The sequence below is a fragment of the Clostridium sp. CF012 genome, assembly GCF_018861755.1.
GTDB lineage: Bacteria > Bacillota > Clostridia > Clostridiales > Clostridiaceae > Clostridium_AD.
Genome location: NZ_JAHLEF010000001.1, coordinates 170,423 through 194,792, shown reverse-complemented (window position 1 = coordinate 194,792; position 24,370 = coordinate 170,423). Strand labels below are relative to the sequence as shown.

The 24,370-nt window shown below is 31.8% G+C and carries 22 protein-coding genes; 21 read left to right on the top strand and 1 reads right to left on the bottom strand.

All coding sequences use genetic code 11. The features are described 5' to 3' along the window. The first annotated feature begins 49 nt into the window (after positions 1–49). The 3 genes from rplS to KPL50_RS00935 all read left to right on the top strand — a co-directional run bounded on the left by rplS (position 50) and on the right by KPL50_RS00935 (position 2,353). Positions 50–397, top strand: a complete 348-nt coding sequence (gene rplS / locus KPL50_RS00945; protein ID WP_216296885.1) for a 50S ribosomal protein L19 — start codon at positions 50–52, stop codon at positions 395–397. Between the two features lie 109 nt (positions 398–506). Continuing rightward, a complete protein-coding gene (gene ylqF / locus KPL50_RS00940; RefSeq protein ID WP_216296884.1) occupies positions 507–1,352 on the top strand; it encodes a ribosome biogenesis GTPase YlqF in 846 nt (281 codons plus the stop codon). Between the two features lie 203 nt (positions 1,353–1,555). Further along, positions 1,556–2,353: a ribonuclease HII gene (locus tag KPL50_RS00935; RefSeq protein WP_216296883.1), complete on the top strand. Its 798-nt coding sequence runs from the start codon at positions 1,556–1,558 to the stop codon at positions 2,351–2,353. A 67-nt stretch (positions 2,354–2,420) separates the two neighbouring features. On the opposite strand, the gene KPL50_RS00930 is transcribed toward KPL50_RS00935, so the two are convergent. Next, a complete protein-coding gene (locus KPL50_RS00930; protein WP_216296559.1) occupies positions 2,421–2,789 on the bottom strand; it encodes a YraN family protein in 369 nt (122 codons plus the stop codon). A gap of 234 nt (positions 2,790–3,023) precedes the next feature. Here KPL50_RS00930 and KPL50_RS00925 point away from each other — a divergent pair, with 234 nt between their 5' ends. The 18 genes from KPL50_RS00925 to KPL50_RS00840 all read left to right on the top strand — a co-directional run bounded on the left by KPL50_RS00925 (position 3,024) and on the right by KPL50_RS00840 (position 24,349). Beyond that, complete coding sequence (locus KPL50_RS00925; protein WP_216296558.1) at positions 3,024–4,547, top strand: YifB family Mg chelatase-like AAA ATPase; 1,524 nt, start codon at positions 3,024–3,026, stop codon at positions 4,545–4,547. A gap of 68 nt (positions 4,548–4,615) precedes the next feature. Next, on the top strand, positions 4,616–5,698 hold the full coding sequence (dprA, locus tag KPL50_RS00920; RefSeq protein WP_216296557.1) for a DNA-processing protein DprA: 1,083 nt from the start codon (positions 4,616–4,618) through the stop codon (positions 5,696–5,698). Between the two features lie 34 nt (positions 5,699–5,732). Further along, complete coding sequence (topA, locus tag KPL50_RS00915) at positions 5,733–7,844, top strand: type I DNA topoisomerase (protein WP_216296556.1); 2,112 nt, start codon at positions 5,733–5,735, stop codon at positions 7,842–7,844. A gap of 247 nt (positions 7,845–8,091) precedes the next feature. Then, complete coding sequence (codY, locus tag KPL50_RS00910) at positions 8,092–8,868, top strand: GTP-sensing pleiotropic transcriptional regulator CodY (protein ID WP_216296882.1); 777 nt, start codon at positions 8,092–8,094, stop codon at positions 8,866–8,868. A 270-nt stretch (positions 8,869–9,138) separates the two neighbouring features. Further along, the gene (rpsB, locus tag KPL50_RS00905; protein ID WP_216296555.1) at positions 9,139–9,840 is read left to right on the top strand and encodes a 30S ribosomal protein S2; all 702 of its coding nucleotides are present in this window, start codon (positions 9,139–9,141) and stop codon (positions 9,838–9,840) included. 136 nt (positions 9,841–9,976) lie between these two features. Further along, positions 9,977–10,897, top strand: coding sequence for a translation elongation factor Ts (gene tsf / locus KPL50_RS00900; RefSeq protein ID WP_216296554.1), 921 nt, complete (start codon positions 9,977–9,979; stop codon positions 10,895–10,897). Between the two features lie 71 nt (positions 10,898–10,968). Next, a complete protein-coding gene (pyrH, locus tag KPL50_RS00895; RefSeq protein WP_216296553.1) occupies positions 10,969–11,697 on the top strand; it encodes a UMP kinase in 729 nt (242 codons plus the stop codon). Positions 11,698–11,712: 15 nt separating this feature from the next. Beyond that, positions 11,713–12,270, top strand: coding sequence for a ribosome recycling factor (gene frr, locus KPL50_RS00890; protein WP_216296552.1), 558 nt, complete (start codon positions 11,713–11,715; stop codon positions 12,268–12,270). Positions 12,271–12,413: 143 nt separating this feature from the next. After that, entirely contained in the window at positions 12,414–13,118 is a 705-nt protein-coding gene (locus KPL50_RS00885; RefSeq protein ID WP_375372899.1) for an isoprenyl transferase, read from the top strand. 11 nt (positions 13,119–13,129) lie between these two features. Beyond that, positions 13,130–13,936 carry a phosphatidate cytidylyltransferase gene (locus KPL50_RS00880; RefSeq protein WP_216296551.1) on the top strand — a complete coding sequence of 269 codons (807 nt, stop codon included), beginning with the start codon at positions 13,130–13,132 and terminating at the stop codon, positions 13,934–13,936. Positions 13,937–14,243: 307 nt separating this feature from the next. After that, a complete protein-coding gene (gene dxr / locus KPL50_RS00875; protein ID WP_216296550.1) occupies positions 14,244–15,404 on the top strand; it encodes a 1-deoxy-D-xylulose-5-phosphate reductoisomerase in 1,161 nt (386 codons plus the stop codon). Positions 15,405–15,418: 14 nt separating this feature from the next. Further along, entirely contained in the window at positions 15,419–16,450 is a 1,032-nt protein-coding gene (gene rseP / locus KPL50_RS00870; RefSeq protein ID WP_216296549.1) for an RIP metalloprotease RseP, read from the top strand. Between the two features lie 12 nt (positions 16,451–16,462). Beyond that, positions 16,463–17,521: a flavodoxin-dependent (E)-4-hydroxy-3-methylbut-2-enyl-diphosphate synthase gene (ispG, locus tag KPL50_RS00865; protein WP_216296548.1), complete on the top strand. Its 1,059-nt coding sequence runs from the start codon at positions 16,463–16,465 to the stop codon at positions 17,519–17,521. A gap of 24 nt (positions 17,522–17,545) precedes the next feature. Next, positions 17,546–21,895: a PolC-type DNA polymerase III gene (locus KPL50_RS00860; protein ID WP_216296547.1), complete on the top strand. Its 4,350-nt coding sequence runs from the start codon at positions 17,546–17,548 to the stop codon at positions 21,893–21,895. 203 nt (positions 21,896–22,098) lie between these two features. After that, positions 22,099–22,560, top strand: coding sequence for a ribosome maturation factor RimP (gene rimP, locus KPL50_RS00855; protein WP_216296546.1), 462 nt, complete (start codon positions 22,099–22,101; stop codon positions 22,558–22,560). 13 nt (positions 22,561–22,573) lie between these two features. Next, positions 22,574–23,689: a transcription termination factor NusA gene (gene nusA / locus KPL50_RS00850; protein WP_216296545.1), complete on the top strand. Its 1,116-nt coding sequence runs from the start codon at positions 22,574–22,576 to the stop codon at positions 23,687–23,689. An 11-nt stretch (positions 23,690–23,700) separates the two neighbouring features. Next, positions 23,701–23,985, top strand: a complete 285-nt coding sequence (gene rnpM, locus KPL50_RS00845) for an RNase P modulator RnpM (protein WP_216296544.1) — start codon at positions 23,701–23,703, stop codon at positions 23,983–23,985. Further along, a complete protein-coding gene (locus KPL50_RS00840) occupies positions 23,978–24,349 on the top strand; it encodes a ribosomal L7Ae/L30e/S12e/Gadd45 family protein (protein ID WP_216296543.1) in 372 nt (123 codons plus the stop codon). Before rnpM ends, KPL50_RS00840 begins: the two co-directional genes overlap by 8 nt. Positions 24,350–24,370 lie beyond the last annotated feature (21 nt).

The window sequence follows — 24,370 nt, the reverse complement described above, 5'->3', positions numbered from 1 at the left end:
TATTATAATGAGCATGAACGTCACAATAAAATTTTAGGAGGGAATGCACATGTTAGAAATTATAAGAGAAATAGAAGCAGAACAAATTAGAACAGACTTACCAAACTTTAGTGTAGGTGATACTGTTAAGGTTCACATTAAAATTAGTGAAGGTAACAAAGAGAGAGTTCAAGTATTCGAAGGAACCGTTCTTAAGAGACAAAACGGCGGTTTAAGAGAAACTTTCACAGTAAGAAGAGTAACATCTGGTGTTGGTGTTGAAAAAACATTCCCAGTAAACGCTCCAGTTATTGAGAAAATTGAAATCGTAAGATTAGGTAAAGTTAGAAGAGCTAAACTATTCTACTTAAGAGATAGAGTTGGTAAGGCTGCAAAAGTTAAAGAAAGAATGAGATAAAATTGGGGGCTGCAGAGTCCCTTTTTATTTTTAAGTAGCTTTAAGCAGGAAGAGCCTTTATAGGGCTTTATCCATTAAATAGTACGGAAAGGATTCGATAAGTATGAGCATGACCATAAATTGGTTTCCAGGTCATATGGCGAAAACTAGAAGACAAATTCAAGAGAGTTTAAAACTTGTTGACGCTGTAATAGAAATTAGAGATGCAAGAATAGTTAAATCAAGTGCCAATCCACAAATTGATGAGATTTGCAAAGATAAGCCTAGAGTCATATTATTAAACAAATGTGATTTAGCTGAAGATAAAGTAACTAAAGAATGGATAGAAAAACTAACAACTGATAATGTAAAGCCACTCGCTGTGAATTGCATTACTGGTCAAGGGCTAAAAATGATAAAGATTACTCTTGATGAATTATTGAAAGAAAAGCATGATAGACAAAGAAAAAAAGGCTTAGTTAATATAGTTACTAGAGTTATGGTAGTTGGGATACCGAATGTTGGTAAATCTTCTTTTATAAACAAACTAGGAAAAAATAACATTACTAAAACGGGAGATAGGCCAGGAGTTACTAAAAGCAAGCAATGGGTAAAAACTAGCTTAGGAATAGAGCTAATGGATACTCCAGGTGTATTATGGCCTAGATTTGAAGACGAGACAGTTGGACTTAATTTGGCATTTACAGGTGCGGTAAAAGATGAAGTCATAGATATAGAGGAATTAGCACTTAGATTGGTAGAAAGACTTCAAACTAATAATGCTGAGCGATTAATGGAAAGATATAAACTTACAGAAATTATGGAGAATCCTATAGACAATCTAGATAACATAGCTAAAAAAAGGGGATCTGTAATATCTAGGGGTAATATTGACTATAATAGAGTGGCAGTTATGCTTTTAGATGAATTTAGAGGTGGAAAATTAGGACCTATATCTTTAGAAAGAGTAGAATAAGTTTTAAATATTATATTAGGATAATCATTTTAAATTTTAGATTTATTGAATACACAACTTTCTGTTTAAAAGTAAATTACAATTACTAATTGTTATCTACTTGTTTAAATAACGGAAGGTTGTCTTTTTTTGAAAATAATAGTGATAATTTAGTAAAGTATTAAAGGAGGATATGCATGGAGTTTAATATTGATTTTTCAAAGATGAGCTACAAAGAAATATGTAATTATATGTTGGAAATTGAAAACGATATCAAAAATAGCAATAGAGAAAGTATAATGAAAATGCTTTTACAAGACGGTAGGAAAACAGTTCAAAAATTAGGTGATAAAATGTGTAAAAGCACTGAATTAAAAGAAAAGGAAATTCAGAGAGTAAAAAAAATGTATGAATTTGATAGAAGCTTTGGAAACTATAAATACATTGCTGGGGTTGATGAAGTAGGTCGAGGTCCTCTAGCGGGACCCATAGTAGCCGCAGCTGTAATATTAGATTTAAAAGCAAATGAGGAGAAAGATTTAATCTTAGGAGCAAACGATTCTAAAAAATTATCAATAGCTTGCAGAAAAGAATTATCTTATATTATTAAGGAAAAAGCCCTAGCATATAAAATTATTGCTATGGACAATAACCTAATTGATGAAAAGGGTGTTGGATTTTGCAATAATCAAGTATTTTTAGATTGCTGTGAGGAGATTTCTATTGTGCCAGATTTAGTTTTATCTGATGGATACAAAATAAAAAACTTTTCGAATTTGAATGAGGGCGTAATAAAAGGAGATACAAAAAGTATAAGTATTGCTTGCGCCTCTATAATTGCAAAAGTATATAGAGATGAACTGATGTTAAAGTATAATGAGGAATACCCGAATTATGGCTTTGACAGAAACGTTGGATACGGTACGGAGGAACATGTACTTGCAATAAAAAAATATGGAACTACTCCAATACATAGAAAAAGTTTTTTGAAAAATATTCTGCAAAATAACAATAATAATTAACGAAAAATTTACAAATGCACTCTGAAATTATAAAAGTGCATTTGTTTTTTTGTTATTTTGCCTAAAATCATAATTGAAAAGCATCCTGGATATGGTTAACTAAAAAACCGTTATTATCATGGTTAAGAAGGATTTCAATAACATCAAATCTAAAATTAGAATCAATAATATTTTTTAACAAAATATATACCTGGGCTGTTTTATGAATTTTATGTTGTTTTGAAAGTATTACTGATTCGGCGGGTGCACCAAACTTTGTTCCATATCTAGTTTTCACTTCTATAAAGCATATGTAACCTTTATTTGTTGCTATAAGGTCGATTTCTCCACATTTACATCTGAAATTTTTTTCTAAAATCCTATATCCTAAACTTTTTAAATAATTTTCTGATATATCTTCACCAAGTGTTCCAATATCTTTATTGAAAGCCTTCATGAATAAACCACCCTTCTATAAGTTCAATAATTTATATGAATTTAATAATAAATTAAAAGAAAATATAAATCAACAAAATGTTAATAAATAAGCAAAAAAAATATCTTTTTAGCTTACGTTCTAGTAATTATATATATTAATTAAAAAGTAAATGCAAATATAATTTAATATTAAGTTTACCGAATGTTATTTTGTCAATAATTATGATAAGAAATAATAAGGTAAGGTGATATTATGGCGATACAAATTATGTCTGCTGCTTTTACAGGAATTAAAGGGGTTCTAGTCACAGTTGAAATTGATATAACTCGCGGACTTCCTGCGCTAAACATTGTTGGTCTTGCAGACATCTCAGTTAAAGAATCAAAAGAGCGAGTACGCTCTGCAATACTAAATTCAGGTTTCGATTTTCCAGTACATAGAATAACTATAAATTTAGCTCCAGCGGATTTGAAAAAGGAAGGCTCTCTTTTTGATTTACCCATAGCTATAGGTATCCTACTAGCAACTAAGCAAATAATTGTTAATGATATTGACGAGTATCTTTTTATCGGGGAGTTATCACTATCTGGTGGACTTAAGAAAGTAAGAGGCTCGCTGCCGGTGGTCATGGAGGGAATAGAAAATAAAATTGAAAAGTTTATTGTTCCGACGTACAATGCAAAAGAATGTAGTCTTGTTAAAACTGCAAAGATATTTCCACTAGATAATTTAAATCAAGTAGTGGATTTTTTGAATTATAAGGACTTAATGCCATATAGGCAGTGCAACGATGTGGAGATATTAATCAACGAAGAGCTAGATTATGAGGATGTTATGGGGCAAGAAAGTTCAAAACGTGCCATTGAAGTAGCAGCAGCTGGTGGTCATAATTTACTTATGTATGGCCCACCAGGTTCTGGAAAATCAATGATGGCTAAGAGGATTCCCACTATTTTGCCCCCCTTAAGTCAAGAGGAATCACTAGAGGTTACTAAGATTTACAGTGTTTCTGGAAAGCTTGAGGGTAATGGAGGAATTATACTGCAGAGACCTTTTAGAAGTCCACATCATACTATATCTCGGATTGCTTTTGTTGGTGGCGGAAATAAAATAATACCTGGAGAAATCTCTTTAGCACATAAAGGGGTATTGTTTCTAGATGAAATATTAGAGTTTAAAAAGAATGTAATAGAAATATTAAGGCAGCCTTTAGAGGAGAGAAAAATCAATATTTCAAGGCATAACGGAACTGTTGAATATCCCTCTAATTTTATGTTTGTAAGTGCTTTAAATCCATGCCCCTGTGGATATTATGGCTCTTATGAAAAGCAATGTAGCTGTAGCGACTATGAAAGACGAAGGTATCTGAGTAAACTATCAGGACCATTACTCGACCGCATTGATGTTTTTACTGCAGTGAATCTTCTGCCCTATAATAAAATAGCTAATGCAGCGAATAGCGAAAAATCTGTGATTATTAGAAAAAGAGTAGAGGCAGCAAGAAAAATTCAGGAAAAAAGATTCAGCAAAGATAGAATTCATTGTAATGCGGAGATGAGTCAAAAGCATATTAAAAAATACTGCCATTTAGAAAATAATGTTAGTAAGATTATGGAATTCATGTATGAAAAACTTAATCTAAGTTCAAGAGCGTATTCCCGGATTCTTAAGGTAGCTAGGACTATTGCGGATTTAGATAGCAGTAAAAATATTTTAGATATACATATCATTGAAGCAATGCAATATAGAAAATTTATAGATGAAAGAATAGTTTAATGACATTTCAGCTTCGAAGAAGATGATTTAATTTATAGAAATTTAATCTACGGAGGTATAGTGATATAATGAATGATTATGATATATGGTTTTCACTAGTGAAATTATCCCCTAAAACTAAGCTTAAATTAATAAATGATTTCCATGACACAGAAAAAATATGGTATTATAGTGTACATAACAAAAAAACAGAATATTTTAAAAATAATTTAATAGACTTACTAAACAATGCTTGGAATGAAAGTGAAATTGTAAATGTAAAAAGAAACTTAGAAATTAATGAAATAAAATCAATATCTTATGTAGATGATGATTATCCTAAGAAATTAAAAAATTATGATGATGCACCATTTACATTATTTTATAAAGGGAACATAAGGCCTATAAATCAGGGGTATAATATTTCTATAGTGGGATCAAGGAAGTATTCCAATTACGGAAAGGATGTTACTAAAATTATATGCAAAGATTTATGTGCTAATAATATTAATATTGTTAGTGGAATGGCTAAGGGAATTGATACTTTTGCTCATGAGAGTTGTCTCAATAATGAAGGCTATACTTGTGCAGTTTTAGGTTCAGGCCTGGATATTGTGTATCCTAAGGAAAACCACAAAATTTTCAATGAAATAGTTCAAAAGGGCTGCGTTATTTCAGAATTTTTACCTGGCACACCGCCATATGCCTATAATTTTCCACTAAGGAATAGAATAATAAGCGCTTTAAGTGATATTATTATAGTAATTGAGGCTGGTGAAAAAAGTGGATCCCTAATTACAGCAAATTTAGCTCTTGAGCAAGGCAAGGATGTTATGGCTGTTCCAGGGTCTATATTTTCAGAGGAAAGTAAAGGAACAAATAAATTAATTAAAGATGGAGCATTCCCATTGACCTGCGCAAATGATATATTTAGTTTAATTGGAATAGAAATGAAAAATCAAAAGGATGACATTGTAAGGTCTTTTAATAATGAAATTCACAGTGGAATATATAGCATTATAAATGATAGTCCACTACATATTAACGATATTATTAGAATAACTAACATTGACATAAAACAATTATATGAGGTATTATTTGAAATGCAGGTAAAAAATGAAATATTATGTTTATCAGGAAACTATTATGTACGAGTAAACAACAAAATATAATTAAAAGATATAATACATTGATGGAGGGGATAAGATGGGACAAAAACTTGTTATAGTTGAGTCACCAGCAAAAGCTAAAACTATAAAAAAATATTTAGGTAGTAATTATGTAGTTGAAGCGTCCATGGGACACGTTAGAGATTTACCGAAGAGTCAATTGGGGGTTGATATAGAAAATAATTATCAACCTAAATATATAACTATTCGTGGTAAAGGTGAACTACTTGATAAATTAAGAAAAGAAGCAAAAAAAAGCGACAAAATTTACTTGGCGACTGACCCTGATAGAGAAGGTGAAGCTATAGCCTGGCATTTAGCAAAAGCCTTGAAAATAGATGACAAAGAAAAATGCAGGATAGAATTTAATGAGATAACAAAAACTGCTGTTAAAAATGCCATAAAAACTCCAAGAGTAATAAATGCAACTCTTGTAGATGCACAACAAGCAAGGCGTATACTCGATAGATTAGTTGGATATGAAATTAGTCCTATACTTTGGAGAAAAGTTAAATGGGGACTTAGTGCTGGAAGAGTTCAATCAGTTACGCTTAAAATAATCTGCGATAGACAAAAGGAAATAGAAAAATTCATCACTAAAGAGTATTGGAGTATAGAATGCCTGTTATACAAAGAAGGAGATAAACAGAAATTAAATGTTAAATTAAATTCTAAGGGTGGAGAAAAAATTGAAATAAATTCTAAAGAAGAAAGTGAAATTATTATTAATTCACTTAATGAAAAAGAGTTTATTGTAAGTAAAATAAAGAGATTATCTAAAAGTAAAAATCCACTACCGCCATTTACAACAAGTACGCTTCAGCAAGATGCGTATAGAAAACTTAATTTCCCCACTAAAAAAACTATGTCTATTGCCCAACAATTATATGAAGGCATAGAGGTAGAGGGATATGGAACAGTAGGTTTAATCACATATATGAGAACTGATTCTACTAGAATATCTGAAGAAGCTCAAAAAAATACAAAAGAGTTTATTAATAATAAATATGGTCAGCAATATAGTCCTAACACTCCTAGAATATTTAAAAGCAAAAAGAACATACAAGATGCTCATGAAGCTGTTAGGCCATCTTATGTTGAAATAACACCAGAAATAGCAAAGAAAAACCTTAAAGATCCACAATACAAACTATATACCTTGATTTGGAATAGATATGTGGCAAGTCAAATGGAATCCTGCTTGCTGGATACTATTTCTATAGATATTGTAAATGGAGATTATATGCTTAAGGCATCAGGGTCTAAAGTGGCCTTCGATGGGTTTAGAAAAATATATAATGAAGAGCTGGACGAAGAGGAAAATACTTTAAAACTTCCAGAATTACATGAAGAAGATATTTTAAGCAGTGAAAAAACTGAAGGAAAACAACATTTTACGCAGCCACCTGCAAGGTATTCTGAGGCATCCCTTGTAAAAACATTAGAAGAAAATGGAATAGGAAGACCCAGTACTTATGCACCAATTATTTCAACTCTTCTTGGTAGAAAATATGTAGAAAAAGACAAAAAAACATTAGAAGTAACAGAACTTGGAAATATTGTAAATAATATTGTAAGTGAATACTTTAAACAGATTGTAGACATTGAATTTACAGCACAAATGGAAAATAATTTAGATATTATAGAAGAAGGACAAGAAAAATGGGAAAATGTAGTTAATGAGTTTTTTACACCACTAAAAAAGGATATTGAAATTGCTGAAAAAGAGATAGCCAAAATTACTATTGAAGATGAAGTTACAGAGGTAGAATGTGATAAATGCGGTAAGTTTATGGTAATAAAACATGGTAGATTTGGTGATTTCTTGGCGTGTCCTGGATATCCAGAGTGCAAAAATACAAAAGCGATTACTAAAGAGTTAGAAGTTCCCTGTCCTAAATGTGGAGGAAAAATTTTAGAACGAAGAAGTAAGAAGGGAACTAAGTTTTACGGATGTAGCAATTATCCAGAGTGTGATTTTGTAAGTTGGTTTGAGCCTACGGACATAAAATGCCCTGAGTGTAGTGAATATATGTTAAAAAGATATAGTAAAACTAAAGGCGAATATATGGAGTGTTCTAATAAAGAATGCAAACACAAGGAGTACAAAGCAGAGGAAAATACTGAAGAAAATGCTGAGAAAAAGTAAAATAAAGGTAAAATTTCTATGATTATTTAACCAATTCACCAAAACTTCATAAATATTATGTCGAAATTTATAAAAACACTGTTGATATAGCGTGAATACTGTGATATTATTAAATAGAGACGGAACGATTCTAAAAATTTTAAATATTTTGAATTTTATCTATTCTGAAGTAGTTCTTGAAAAAAAGTTGCTTTATGAGTTGGGTTAAATAAAATAGATTGTGTTTAGAACATAAACGAGGAGGAATATTGTGTCACTATTAGCTAAAACAAGAATGTTAAATAAAATATTGCAAAAATCAGGAACAGAGCCTGTAGTTTTTGATGATATTTGTAATTTACTAAGCGATGTATTACAGTGCAGTGTGTATATTATTAGCAGAAGAGGTAAAATACTGGGTTATGATTTATCAAGTGGATTTGAATGTGATATTATGAAAGATGAAATTATAAAAAATATGAGGTTTCCAGAATATTATAATAGTAATTTGCTTAATATTAATGAAACAAAGGCTAATCTTACTAACAAAGACATCTGTGTATTCGAAGATAGCAAGGAATGTACAATAGACAATAAAATAACTACAATTGTACCGATAAATGGAAACAGAGAAAGACTAGGTACTCTTTTACTTGCAAGATTTGATAAAGACTTTACAGATGATGATTTAGTTTTAGTTGAGTATAGTGCTACTATAGTTGGTCTTGAAATTTTAAGATCCAAAAATGATTTGATAGAAGAAGAAGCAAGAAAGAAAGCTGTAGTACAACTTGCTATTGGAACATTATCCTATTCAGAATTGGAAGCTGTACAACATATTTTTAATGAGTTAGATGGTAGTGAAGGGTTACTCGTAGCATCTAGAATAGCAGACAAAGTTGGAATAACAAGATCTGTTATAGTTAATGCGCTTAGAAAATTTGAAAGTGCAGGAGTAATAGAATCAAGATCGCTTGGAATGAAAGGTACTCATATTAAGATTTTAAATGAGAAACTTATGGATGAACTTAAAAAAATAAAATAAATTGAGTCAGGGCAATGCGGCTCTGACTCAATTTTTTTTCTTCGTAGAGTATAGATATGTAGCAAATGAAAATTTTATAAAATACATTATTTTTTTAATACTATTAAAAGTTTTTAGCTTTTTTTAAAATTCTTATTGAATACATATTTATCATGTGATACAATAAGTCCGTGAGAAAATACACACATTGCTTAATTATGGAAGGGTGCCAATATTTGGTCTTCTATAAGATGATGGCAATGGAGGTAAAAACCAAGGAGGTTACTATTAATGGCAGTTATATCAATGAAACAATTATTAGAAGCAGGTGTTCATTTTGGACATCAAACTAGAAGGTGGAACCCTAAGATGGCTCCATACATATTTACAGAAAGAAACGGAATATACATTATCGATTTACAAAAAACAGTTAGAAAAATCGATGAGGCATATGACTTTATTAAATCTGTATCTGAAGAAGGCAAGGATATTCTATTTGTAGGAACAAAAAAACAAGCTCAAGAAGCTATTAAATTTGAAGCAATAAGATCAGGAATGCATTTTGTAAACAATAGATGGTTAGGCGGAATGTTAACAAACTTCAAAACAATCAAAACAAGAATACAAAGATTAGAAGAATTATATAAAATGGAAGAAGATGGAATATTTGAAGTTCTTCCAAAAAAAGAAGTTAGTAAACTTTTAAATGAAAGAGAAAAACTAGAAAAGAATTTAGGCGGAATCAGAAGCATGGATGCAAACAAAATTGGAGCTCTATTTATAGTAGATCCAAGAAAAGAAAAGAATGCAATTTCTGAAGCTAAAATTCTTGGAATTCCTGTAGTTGCTATAGTTGACACTAACTGTGATCCAGATGAAGTTGATTATGTAATTCCAGGTAATGATGATGCTATAAGAGCAGTTAAATTAATAACTGAAAGATTAGCTGATGCAATTTTAGAAGGAAGACAAGGTGAACAATTAGCTGAATAATAGTAACTATATTTATTTAATAAGAATAGTAACTATATTTATCTAAAACATAATTATGGAATAAAAGTTGAGGGGTAGGTGGAAGTTAATTCTTTCATTTACCTTTTAAGTTAGATAGGAATAGGAGGAAAAAATAATGATTACTGCAAGTATGGTTAAAGAGTTAAGAGAAAGAACTGGGGCTGGAATGATGGATTGTAAAAGAGCTCTAAGTGAAACAGATGGTGATATGGACAAAGCAATTGAACTTTTAAGAGAAAAAGGATTAGCTGCTGCTGCTAAAAAAGCTGGAAGAATAGCTGCAGAAGGTTTAGTTTGCACATATATTTCAGAAGATATGAAGGTTGGAGCTGTTGTAGAAGTTAACTGTGAAACAGACTTCGTTGCTGATAATGAAGACTTTGTTACACTAGCTAAAAATGTAGCAATTCAAGGAGCGCAAACTACTTCAACTACTATTGAGGAGTTCACTTCTGAAAAATACATAGCTAATGAAGCAATTACTATTAATGATGCTGTTACAGAACTAATCGCAAAACTAGGCGAGAACATGTCTGTAAGAAGATTTCAAAAGTTTACAATTGAAAACGGTGTGGTTCAAAGCTATGTCCACGGTGGTGGAAGGATAGGCGTTTTAGTAGAACTGGCTTGTGAAAAACAAGATGATGCGTTAATTCAGATTGCTAAAGATGTTGCAATGCAAATTGCAGCTGCTAGTCCACTGTTCTTAGATAATACATGCGTTGATCATGAAACTTTAGAAAAAGAAAAAGAAATATACAGGGTTCAAGCTTTAAATGAAGGAAAACCAGAAAAAATTGTTGATAAAATGGTTATGGGTAGAGTAAATAAATATTATAAAGAAGTTTGTTTACTTGAACAAGTTTGGGTTAAAAACGCTGACTATACTATTACGAAATATCTTCAAGAAGAATCTGCAAAACTTGGTGCTGAAATAAAGATAACAAGATTTGTAAGATTCGAAAGAGGAGAAGGTATAGAAAAGAAAGTAGAAAACTTTGCTGAAGAAGTTCAAAGACAAGTGCAGGGTAAATAATAATTAAAGGGAACACTGCGTGTTCTCTTTTTTAAAATAAGTAATACTTTAAATTTGGAGGTATAATGTTTATGGAGGTTGCTAAATATAAAAGAATTATGTTAAAGATTTCCGGAGAAGCACTGGCTGGTGAAAAAGGATTTGGAATAGACTTTGATACTACAAATGAAATAGCACTTCAAATAAAAGAATTGATAATTCTAGGTGTTGAAATAGGAATAGTTGTTGGTGGTGGAAATATATGGCGTGGTAGAGCTGGTGAGGGAATGGATAGAACTACTGCAGATTATATGGGAATGATGGCAACTTGCATTAATGCATTAGCACTTCAAGATTCACTGGAAAATCTAGGTGTTAATACTAGAGTACAAACTGCCATTGAAATGAAGGAAGTAGCAGAACCATTTATAAGAAGAAGAGCAATGAGACATTTGGAAAAAGGTAGAGTTGTTATATTCGCAGCTGGCACAGGTAATCCATATTTTTCAACTGATACAACAGCAGCACTCAGGGCGGCAGAAATAGAAGCTGAAGTAATTCTGCTTGCTAAAAAAGTTGATGGGGTTTACGATAAAGATCCACATAAATATAATGATGCAGTGAAGTTTGATGAACTTAGTTATATCAATGTTCTTGAAAAAGGGCTTCAAGTTATGGATTCTACTGCCACATCATTATGTATGGACAACAACATACCTATATTAGTTTTTGGGCTTGATAAACCAGAAAATATAAAAAAAGCAGTTTTAGGAGAGAAAATTGGTACTTTAGTAACTGCTTCTATTAAAGAATATCAATAATATGGAGGGAATTGTATGATTAAAGGAATTATTAGTATTGCTGATGAAAAAATGAATAAAACTATTGCTGTTTTAAAACATGAGCTTGAAAGTATGAAAGCGGGAAGAGCAAATCCCAAAATGCTAGATAGGGTTCAGGTTGAATGTTATGGTAGTTTTGTGCCACTAAGTCAACTAGCAAACATTTCTGCGCCGGAGCCTAGAGTATTGCTTATTCAGCCTTGGGATAAATCATCTATGAAAGATATAGAAAAAGCTATATTAAAATCTGATTTAGGATTAAACCCATCGAATGATGGTTCAGCCATTAGATTGATTATTTCTGAGCTTACGCAGGAAACAAGAAAAGCACTTCTTAAAACTGTTAAGAAAACAGGGGAAGATGCTAAAATAGCCATAAGGTCTATAAGGCGAGATGCTAATGATAAAATTAAGGTTTTGAAAAAAAACAGTGAAATTAGTGAAGATGAAGTGAAAAAATCTGAGGATATCATTCAAAAAGAAACAGATAAATTCATCAAAGAAGTAGATAGAATGATAGATACTAAAGAAAAACAAATAATGGTAGTTTAGTATATAATTTTAAATAGAACCTGCAGTTATGCAGGTTCTATTTAAAATTATACTATAACTATAAAAAGGAGAGAATTTTATTGAAAAATTTATTCGCTTTTTTTAAAAAAAATAAAAATATATCAAATAATATTGATTTAGATATGACAACAATTCCAAAGCATATTGCAATTATTATGGACGGAAATGGGAGATGGGCAAAGGATCATAATCTGCCTAGAGCACTTGGGCACAAGGCGGGTGTAGAAACCATAAGAAAAATCGTAAAAGAGTGTGACAACTTAGGGGTTAAATACTTGACATTGTATGCATTTTCTACAGAAAATTGGAATAGGCCAATGCAAGAAATAGATTCGCTAATGAAATTATTAGTAGAATATTTAAAAAATGAGTTTGAGGAATTAAACGCTAATGATGTAGTTATTAACTCTATTGGTAACATATCGAAGTTACCAAGGATATGTAGAGTTGAACTAGATAATGCATATGAAAAAACAAAGAATAATAAGGGTTTAATTTTAAATTTAGCTTTAAATTACGGTGGAAGAAATGAAATAGTGGATGCTGTAAAAGAAATTTATTTAGACTTAATTAGTAAAAAAATATTAAGAGATGAAATAACTGAAGAGTTATTTTCAAAATACATGTATACCAGGGAAATGCCAGATCCAGACCTTATAATAAGGCCAAGTGGGGAGCTTAGATTAAGTAACTTTTTGCTGTGGCAAAGCGCATATTCAGAATTTTGGTTTTCAGATATTAATTGGCCAGATTTTAATGAGGAGCATCTAAAACTTGCTATAGGGGATTATCAAAAAAGAGATAGAAGATTTGGAAAGGTTAAATAAGGGAGAGAATTATGAATAATAGATATATTGGGGCACTTGTTCTAGCACCATTAATAATATTTTTATTTTTAGGGGGAGATTACCTAAAATATCTTGTAATGGTACTTTCACTTTTGGGTATGTACGAGTTCTATAAAGTTTCTAGAAAAAAACACTATAAGCCGATGGGATTTATAGGATATATTTTATGCATAATATATTACTTAAATATGGGGAATGATTTTTCAAGTAGTTTTAATATATATATTTTGATTGGGACAATTTTCTTGCTATTATGTATTCCTGTAATTAATACAAACTATAATTTTGTAGATGTGGCTCTTACTATATTCGGTTTTTTGTATGTGGCAGTATTTTTTAGCTTTATAGTGTTTACAAATAATAAACTTTACGGTGGATATTTAGTATGGATTATATTCATTTGTTCATGGGTCTGTGATACCTCAGCTTACTATTGCGGAAGGTTTTTAGGTAAAGGCGGTATTCATAAGCTATGCCCTAAAGTTAGCCCTAATAAAACAATTGAGGGTTCAATCGGAGGTCTTCTCGGAAGTGCGATAGGATGCACAATTTATGGTTATGCTATTTCAAAATTTGGGGTACCTATAGAATTATATCATTATACTATAATTGGTGTTCTTTGTGGTATTTTTGGACAATTTGGAGATTTGATCGCTTCATCTATAAAAAGATTTGTAGGAGCTAAAGATTATAGTAGTCTTATACCTGGCCATGGTGGGATTTTGGATCGGTTTGACAGTATCCTATTTGTGTCAGTGGTAGCATTTTATTATATTACGTTTGTATTAGCAATATAAATTTTATAACAATTAAAGAAATCATATATTGAGCAGAATGCAAAAAGCAATTCCTAGCTATTGTTAACTCAATTGGTGAATTGGCATTGGCCACAATATATGATTTTGTATTTCATAGTAATATTTGCATTGATTATGGAATTATACTACATATGTGGTAATATTCTATATGATAGGGAATATTGCTACTTACTTTATTTTAGCAGATAAATATGTTATATTAAATGCTGTAGAAGAATTAATAACTAATATTGCAGCACCTCAGGTGCTGATTTAATTATAGCTATACACGAATGGAGAGATTTGCATGAAGAAGGTTACTATTTTAGGAGTTACGGGGTCAATAGGAACTCAAACACTAGATGTTATTCGAAATGATATTCATAATTTTGACATTATAGGAATATCAGCTAATACAAATTGCGAAAAAATTATGCCCATCATAGAAGAATTTAAACCTAAATATGTTGCCATGATGGACATGGAAGCTTCATTAAAACTTAAAAAACATTGCAGAGATAAAAATTATTCAACAGAAATTTTGCAGGGACTGGAAGGCCTAAACTATATAAGTACACTAGCAGAAGTTGATCTTGTAGTAACCTCGGTTGTAGGTATGATAGGCCTGGTTCCTACTATAAAAGCTATATATGCTGGAAAAGATATCGCTTTAGCTAATAAAGAAACACTAGTGGCAGCAGGAAGCCTTGTAATGGAGGCTGCTAAAAAAAATCATGTAAATATTTTACCAGTTGATTCAGAACATGGTGCGATTTTTCAATGTCTTCAAGGAAATAGTTTAAAAGATGTTAATAAAATAATACTAACTGCATCAGGCGGTCCATTTAGAGGTAAAAATAAACAACAATTAATAGAAATAAAACCGGAAGAAGCTCTAAAACACCCTAAATGGAATATGGGCAAAAAAATATCTATTGATTCCTCAACACTTATGAATAAAGGACTAGAGGTTATAGAGGCACACTGGCTATTTGGTGTAGATTATGAAGATATACAAGTAGTAGTTCATCCTCAAAGTATAATACATTCTATGGTAGAATATATAGATGGAAGTGTAATAGCGCAACTAAGTGCTACGGATATGAGATTACCTATTCAATATGCCATTAACTACCCAGAGCGAAATGACGCGGTTATTGATAAATTAGATTTTTACAATATGGGTAATTTAACTTTTGAAAAGCCAGATATGGATACTTTCAAATGCCTTAAATTGGCTTATAGTGCAGGCAAAATGGGTGGAAATATGCCTGCTATCATGAATGCTGCAAATGAAGTAGCTGTTGAATTGTTTTTAGATTATAAAATAAAATATCTCCAAATAGAATATATTATAGAAAAATGTATGAATAAATTTGAGCACCACAGGAGTCCGAGTCTAGAAGAAATTTTAGAAATTGACTTAAAGGTAAGGGAATATGTAAGAAATAATTACGATAAAGGGTAGGAAGGGGAATTATAATGAGTAATATTATAGCAAACATACCATATTTTATTATGGCTATATTAGCATTTAGTCTTTTGATTATAATACATGAATTGGGTCATTTTGCTCTAGCTAAGCTAAATGGAGTAAAAGTGCATGAATTTTCACTAGGAATGGGTCCAAAACTTTTTGGAATAAAAGGAAAAGAAACGGAATATTTAATTAAAGCATTTCCTATTGGCGGTTATGTTAAGATGGAAGGGGAAGATTCAGGAAGCAATGATCCGCGAGCTTTCAACAATAAAACTGCCCTTCAAAAACTAAGCATAGTTTCCGCAGGAGCCATTATGAATTTTATCTTAGCAGTGGTTTTATTTGCTATTGTAGGGGCCTCACAAGGATATATAATACCCATAATAGGGGAAATAGTCCCGAATGGTGCAGCCATGAAGGCTGGAATGCAAGTTGGAGACAAGATTACTAAGGTTAATAATGTTAGTATAAACAAATGGGATCAATTTATAAATGAAATTTCTATTTCTAAAGGGGGAAATGTAAATGTTGAAATAGTGAGAGATTCAAAAGTGAAAACATTTTCCTTGAAGCCCATTAAAAATGAGAAAGAAAATAGATTTATGATAGGAATCGGTGGTACACAAAAAAAGATGAATTTTGGCGAAACTGTAAGTTATGGATTTAGTCAAACTATTAGTACATCAAAACAAATTTTTGTATTTTTGGGAACCCTATTTCATGGGAAAGTTTCAGTAAATGATGTAGGAGGGCCTATAAGCATAATAAGAATTTCAACAATGGTTGCACAAACTGGAATAACAAACTTAATGGTGTTAACTGCAATGCTCAGTGTGCAACTAGGAATATTAAACATAATACCTTTCCCAGCTTTGGATGGAGGGTGGATTTTTATACTGTTATTTGAAATAATAACAGGTAAAAAATTAGATGATAAGAAAGTTGGAGCTGTAAATTATATTGGATTTATCCTTTTAATGGCATTAATGGTGTTTGTAGTCTTAAAGGATATAATTAGTCCACTAAAATTTTAGGAGATGGAGACTATGAAAGATAAAAGAGTTAGAAAAACTAGAAAGATTAAAGTAGGAAATATATATATAGGTGGAGATTCATTGGTGTCGGTGCAGTCTATGACAAACACCGATACAAGAGATGTAGAGGCTACTGTAAATCAAATTCTTCAGTTAGAAGAGGCTGGTTGTGACATTGTACGATGTGCAGTTCCGGATATGGAAGCTGCGGAGGCTATTAAAGAGATTGTAAAAAGGATCCATATACCCTTAGTTGCAGATATTCATTTTGACTATAGACTAGCACTAAAATCTATTGAGAATGGGGTATCCAAATTAAGAATTAATCCAGGTAATATTGGAAGTATTGATAAAATAAAATTAGTTGCAAAGGCAGCCAGTGATAAGGGTATTCCCATTAGAATTGGCGTGAATTCAGGATCACTAGAAAGTGATATTCTTGAAAAATATGGCCATGTATGCGCTCAGGCACTAGTGGAAAGTGCCTTAAGGCATGTTGAAATATTAGAGAGTTTAAATTTCTATGATATAGTTATTTCTATAAAATCTTCTGATGTAGTCATGATGATTGAAAGCTATAAATTAATATCAGGCAAGGTGGACTATCCACTGCACATAGGTGTTACTGAGGCTGGAACTACATGGAGAGGAACAATAAAATCAAGTGTAGGCATTGGAGCACTACTAGCTCAGGGAATTGGAGACACTGTAAGAGTATCACTAACTGGTGAGGTAGTAGACGAGGTTAAAGTTGGCATAGAAATTTTAAAATCACTAGGATATATTGATGATGGAATCAAATTTATATCATGCCCTACTTGTGGCAGAACTCAAATTAATCTTATAAAAATTGCAAATGAGGTAGAGCAAAGACTCGCAAATTGCCATAAGAATATAAAGATTGCCATAATGGGATGCGCCGTAAATGGCCCTGGTGAAGCAAGAGAAGCAGATATTGGCATCGCTGGAGGCAAGGGAATTGGTCTTATATTTAAAAAAGGGGAAATAATTAAAACTGTTAAGGAAGAAGATTTAGTGGAGGAACTTCTCCTCGAGATAGATAAACTATAAAATGTCACATCAGGAGGAATACTAATGAATGTAGGTCTAGCTGAAATGTTAAAAAACGATTTTGATTCAAACGAACAAACATTAGTAGATGATATTAAGATACTCCGAGTTCAATACCTTAAAAAAAGCAACAAATTAAGGGTGATAATCAAATCTTTTGAGAATATAGATGATTATAAAACACTACTAATCAAAAATATTATTTCAAAACGGTTAAGTAGTTTTGAAGATATACAGTTAATTTGTTACCAAGATGTATCAAATGCCACGATAGAAGATGTAAAAGATAAGTTTTGGTTAGATGTTGTCAATGTAATAGCTACCACGCAACCATCAAGCAAGGATAGTTTATTAAAATCTTCTAGGACAATTGAGCATGGCGTACTGAAAATTCAGTGTGGTAATGACTTTATGTGCAAAATTCTAAGAGATAAAAATATAGAACTTCTTTTAAAAAACACCATAAATGATATGTTCGGAGTTAATTCACTTGTTAAGTTAGAACATAATAGTGAACTTTCTAAGGAAGCGGATTTTGGGGAAAAGGAAAAAGAAAATCAAACTGTAATAAATGAAATTATTAAAAACATAACCGTAGAAAAGAAAGATAAGCCTCAGGGTAATAGCCAGGGAAATAGTCAAAATAAAGATTATGGAAATGGTAATAAATCAAATAAGTATAGTAGACCAGGTTATAAAAAAGATGAGATGCCAGATGAAAACACCATAATGGGAAGAAATATAAACGGAGAAAGTATAGAAATAAAAGATATAAATGAAACATCAGGTATAGTATGTGCTTGTGGTGATATTTTTAAAGTAAATATAATAGAGACAAAAACTGGTAGAATAATTATAACGTTTTTTATTACGGATTACTCAAGTTCCATTACAGTAAAATGTTTTCCAAAGCCTAAAGATGTAGAAAAGATTATGGAAGAAATTAAAGTAGGACTTTATTGTAAGGTGCGAGGAGAAGCAAGTTACGATACCTATGCAAAAGAAGTTGTTGTAATGGCAAGAGATATAGTCAAACTAAAGAAAATAGAAAGAATGGATAATGCTCAGGAGAAAAGAGTTGAACTTCATATGCACACCCAAATGAGTGCTATGGATGGCATGACTCCGACTTCTAAACTTATTGAAAGAGCAGCTAAATGGGGACACAGCGCAGTAGCAATAACTGATCATGGTGTAGTGCAAGCTTTTCCTGAAGCAATGGATGCTGCTAAAAAGAATAATATTAAGATTATATATGGGGTAGAGGGTTACCTGGTAGATGATGGAATTCCTATTGTTATTAATAATAAAAATGAAAATTTAGATGATTGTTTTGTAGTCTTTGATATAGAAACCACTGGGCTATCCAGTGAAAATGATAGAATTACTGAAATTGGGGCAGTTAAAATTGAAAATGGGAAAATAGTAGACCGATTTAATGAATTTGTAAATCCGGGAATAGACATACCTTATAAGATTACAGAACTTACTGGAATAACAAACGAAATGGTGGAAGATGCAGACCCTATTGATGAAATACTTCCTAGGTTTTTAGACTTTGTGCACGGTAGCGTTGTGGTAGCTCATAATGCTGCTTTTGATACAGCTTTTATTATAAAAAATTCACAGAGGTTAGGGCTCGTGTTTGAAAATGCAATTATGGATACAATTCCACTAGCAAAGTTTTTACTCCCAAATCTTAAACGCTTTAAGCTCAGCACAGTGGCTAAGCATCTAGGTATTTCACTAGAAAATCATCATAGAGCTGTAGACGATGCAAAAGCTACCGCAGATATACTGTTACATTGCTTTGGTTTGTTAAAAGAAAAAGATATCTTAGATTTAGATACATTAAATAAGAAATATTTAGGCGATTTCGATATAAAAAAGGCAAATACTTATCATGTGATTATTTTGGTGAAAAATCTAATAGGTCTTAAAAATCTTTATAAACTTATTTCAATTTCAAATTTAGAATATTTTCATAGAAGACCTAGACTTCCTAAAACATTAATTGAAAAGTACAGGGAGGGTCTTATAGTTGGGTCCGCCTGTGAAGCTGGGCAAGTATACAAAGAAGTACTTCAAGGAAAATCGGAAGAGGAAATTACAAGTATTGTAAAGTTTTATGACTATTTAGAAATACAACCTCTCCTAAATAATAAATTCTTGATTAAAAATGGCATGGTAAAAGATGAAAATGAATTAATGGATATTAATAAAAAAATATGTGCCTTAGGAGAAAAAAATAATTTACCGGTAGTTGCCACTGGAGATGTGCACTTTTTAGACGCCTCTGATGAAGTGTTTAGAAGAATTTTGATGGCTGGTAAAGGTTTTTCAGATGCAGATGACCAACCACCTCTATATTTTAAAACAACTAATGAGATGTTAAAGGAATTTGCATATTTAGGAGAGAAAAAATGCAGGGAAGTGGTAATTGTAAGTCCAAACAAAATTGCTGAACTTATAGAAGTTATAAAACCAATACCAGATGGAACTTTTCCACCTAAAATACCAGGTGCAGAAGAGGAAATTCGCAAGATGACCTTGGATAAGGTCCATTCAATATATGGGGATAACTTACCAGAAGTAGTCCAAAAAAGATTGGACAAGGAATTAAACTCTATTATAAATAATGGATATGCTGTACTCTATCTAATAGCTGAGAAATTAGTAGCCAAGTCCCTTGCTGACGGTTATTTAGTAGGCTCGAGGGGCTCAGTTGGATCTTCCTTTGTAGCCAATATGTCTAATATAACAGAAGTAAACGGTCTTCCACCTCATTATGTATGTCCGAGTTGTAAAAAGAGTGAATTCTTTTTAGATGGATCTATTGGTTCAGGTGCTGATTTGCCTGAAAAAGTGTGTCCGAGTTGCGGCGCACAGTATATGAAAGATGGGCATGATATACCCTTTGAAACATTTTTAGGCTTTGAAGGAGATAAAGAGCCAGATATAGATTTGAATTTTTCAGGAGATAATCAAGCAGATATCCATAGGTATACAGAGGTGCTATTTGGAAAAGGGCATACTTTTAAGGCTGGAACCATTGGAACAATTGCCGACAAGACGGCTTATGGATATGTAAAAAAATATTTGGGTGAAAAAGACGCTATGGTGCCTCAAGCCGAAATAGAACGGCTAGTCATGGGATGCACTGGTGTTAAGAGGACCTCAGGTCAACATCCAGGTGGAATTATGGTTGTACCAAGCGACAATGAGATATATAACTTTTGTCCAGTACAACACCCGGCTGACGATCCAACATCAGATATTATTACAACACATTTTGATTACCATTCCATAAGTGGTAGGCTACTCAAACTTGATATACTTGGTCATGATGACCCTACAGTACTTAGGATGCTTCAAGACTTAACTGGCCTTGACCCAAAAACTATACCATTATCAGATCCTAAGGTTATAAGTTTATTTACGTCACCCAAAGCATTGGGTCTCACCATTAAAGAACTGGGTTGTGAAGTAGGAAGTTATGGTCTTCCGGAGTTTGGCACAAAATTCGTTAGACAGATGCTACTCGATACTCAGCCCAAATCATTTGCAGACCTTGTTAGAATCTCAGGTTTATCTCATGGTACGGATGTATGGATTAATAATGCACAATATTATATTAAAGAAGGATTTACCACATTAAAAGATTGTATTTCTACAAGAGATGATATAATGGTATATCTAATGCAAAAGGAACTTCCGCCTAAAACTGCTTTTACTATAATGGAAAGTGTAAGAAAAGGTAAGGGCCTAAAGGAAGATGACGAGAAGATAATGAGAGAACACGATGTGCCTGATTGGTATATAGAATCCTGTAAAAAAATAAAGTATATGTTTCCTAAAGGTCATGCAGTAGCCTATGTAATGATGGCGGTAAGAATAGCCTACCATAAGGTATATTATCCTAAGGAATACTATGCGACTTACTTTACAATAAGAGCAGATGACTTTGATGCTGATTTGATTTCTAAAGGTGAGAGTGCTATAAAACTTAAAATGGGTGAACTAACGGCTCTGGGTAATGATATAGGAACGAAAGAAAAAGGACTTCTAACAACCCTTGAGTTATCTTATGAAATGTTTAAAAGAGGAATTAAACTATTAAATGTGGATCTTTACAAATCTGATGCGGTTAAATTTAAAATTGAAGAGGATGCAATAAGACCACCACTAAACGGACTTGAGGGTGTAGGTGAAAATGCTGCTAAAAGCATAGTTGCCTTAAGAGATCAAGGTGAGTTCATTTCAAAAGAAGATTTGAGAACACGTTGCAAAATTTCCAAAACAGTAGTTGAAGCATTAGCGAATCATGGATGCTTAAAGGGGCTACCTGAGACAAATCAGTTGTCGTTTTTTTAGCGAAATATAATTAGCTCTTGAAATAGCAAATTTTATATGATAGAATAATATATATTGGTTATCGCTGATAATTTTATTGTAAGAGAGTAGGCCCGCCTACTCTCTATTTATTGAAACGCAACTCATGGTTGCGTTTTAATTATAATATTATGATTAATTATGTTAATAAATGTAGAAAATATAAATAAAAGGAGGGTGCTAAAATGAAAAATGATACCTTGATACAAAAGCTCAGAAAAATAACTGAGCCAATAGCAGAAAAAAATAATGTTGAATTATATCATATAGAGTTCATAAAAGAAGCAGGAGAAAATTTTCTGAGAATTTATATAGATAGTGAAAATGGAATATCTTTAGAAGATTGCGAAAAAGTCAGCAGAGCCACAAGTGAAATATTAGATGTAGAAGACCCAATAACTGATAGTTACTGTTTAGAAGTCTCCTCTCCAGGAATAGAGAGAACACTATATAATGATAATCATCTGGAAAAATACATTGGCCAGAATGTATTGGTTAATTTAAATAGTCTATATGAGGGCAAGAAAAAATATGAGGGCAATTTATTAGGATTTTCTGATATGCAAATAGAAATTCAATATGAGGGGAATAATATATCTATTCCTAAAGAAAAGATTTCCATTGTGAATTTGAAACCAGTGCTGTAAGGAGGATGTTAAAATGAATCAGGAATTTATTGAAGCATTGAGAGAAATTGTAGATCAAAAGGGAATCAGTGAAGATTTACTATTTCAAACTATTGAAGATGCATTAGTTGCGGCATATAAGAAAAATTATGCTACTCTATCCAGCAATAGCCAAAATGTAAAAGTATCAATGAATAGAGAAACAGGTGAAATACATGTCTATGGCCAAAAAGTAGTTGTAGAAGAAGTGGTTGAAGAAGTTAATGAAATATCACTCGAAGAAGCTAAAGAATATAGTCCTAGATATCAAATTGATGACATTGTTGATATTGAAGTTACTCCAAGAAAATTTGGAAGAATAGCTGCACAATCTGCAAAGCAAGTAGTTATTCAGAGAATTAAAGAAGCAGAAAGAAATATTATCTACAATGAATTTATTACCAAGGAATTTGACATTATTACAGGAAGTGTTATAAGAAAAGATAGAGGCAATGTATTTATAGATTTGGGTAAGATTGAAGCTGTTCTTGGAGCTAATGAGCAAATGCCAGGTGAGGAATATAATTTTAACGAAAAACTAAAACTATATATTGTTGAAGTTAAAAATACTACTAAAGGTGCTCAAGTAGGAGTATCAAGAACTCATCCAGGTCTTGTAAAACGTTTATTTGAACTCGAGGTGCCAGAAGTTTTTGGTGGAGTTGTTGAAATAAAAAGCATATCAAGAGAAGCAGGTTCAAGAACTAAAATCGCAGTATATTCAAATGATGAAAATGTTGATGCTATGGGAGCTTGTGTTGGACCAAAGGGTATTAGAGTTCAAAATATAGTTAATGAATTAAGAAATGAAAAAATTGATATTATAAAATGGAGCAAGAAATCTGAAGAGTATATTTCAAATGCCTTAAGCCCTGCAAAGGTATTGAATGTAGTAGTTGAAGAAGCTTCTAAATCTGCAAAGGTCATTGTGGAAGATAATCAATTATCACTAGCTATTGGAAAAGAAGGCCAAAATGTTAGGTTGGCAGCAAGACTCACAGGCTGGAAAATTGACATTAAAAGTAGAACTCAAGCCCAATATATGATGGAAACAGTGGAAACAGTGGAAACTATTGAAAATAAAGTAATCCAAACCATTACTGAGGAGTAGGTGATAGCTTTATGAAAGTTAAAAAAATACCTCAGCGCATGTGTACAGGTTGTATGGAAATGAAATGTAAAAAAGAGTTATTACGTATAGTTCGAAGCAAAGAAGGAGAAATTTCTATAGATTTATCCGGGAAAAAGCCAGGTAGAGGTGCATATATTTGTAAAAATATAGAATGCTTTGAAAAATCCTTTAAGACAAAAAGATTAGAGCGAAACTTAGGCGGAAAAATAAGTGAAGAAATTTATGGCAGGCTTAAGGACGAAATAAATCCTGAAGGCGAGATAAATCATGAATAATAAATTTTTTCAATTTTTAGGTTTAACTAAAAAGGCAGGTAAACTTATTGAAGGTTACAATCAATGTGAAGATGCGCTGTCACATAGAAGAGGAACTCTTATAATACTGTCTGAGGAAAGTTCCACAAATACTAAAGATAAATTTAAAAGATTTAGTGTTAAAAATAATATACCCTTTATAGAAGGTGTATCCAATGAGGTTTTAGGTAAGTGTTTAGGCAGAGCAGAAATTAATGTTTTGTGTGTAAGTGATAAAAAAATGAGCGATAAGCTACTAAGTTTATGGAATGAATACGAAGAAAATAAAAACAATGAAGAAATTAAAAACAATGAAAAAAATGAAGAAAATGAAGAAAATGATTAAATTAAATTTCGGGGGTGAATG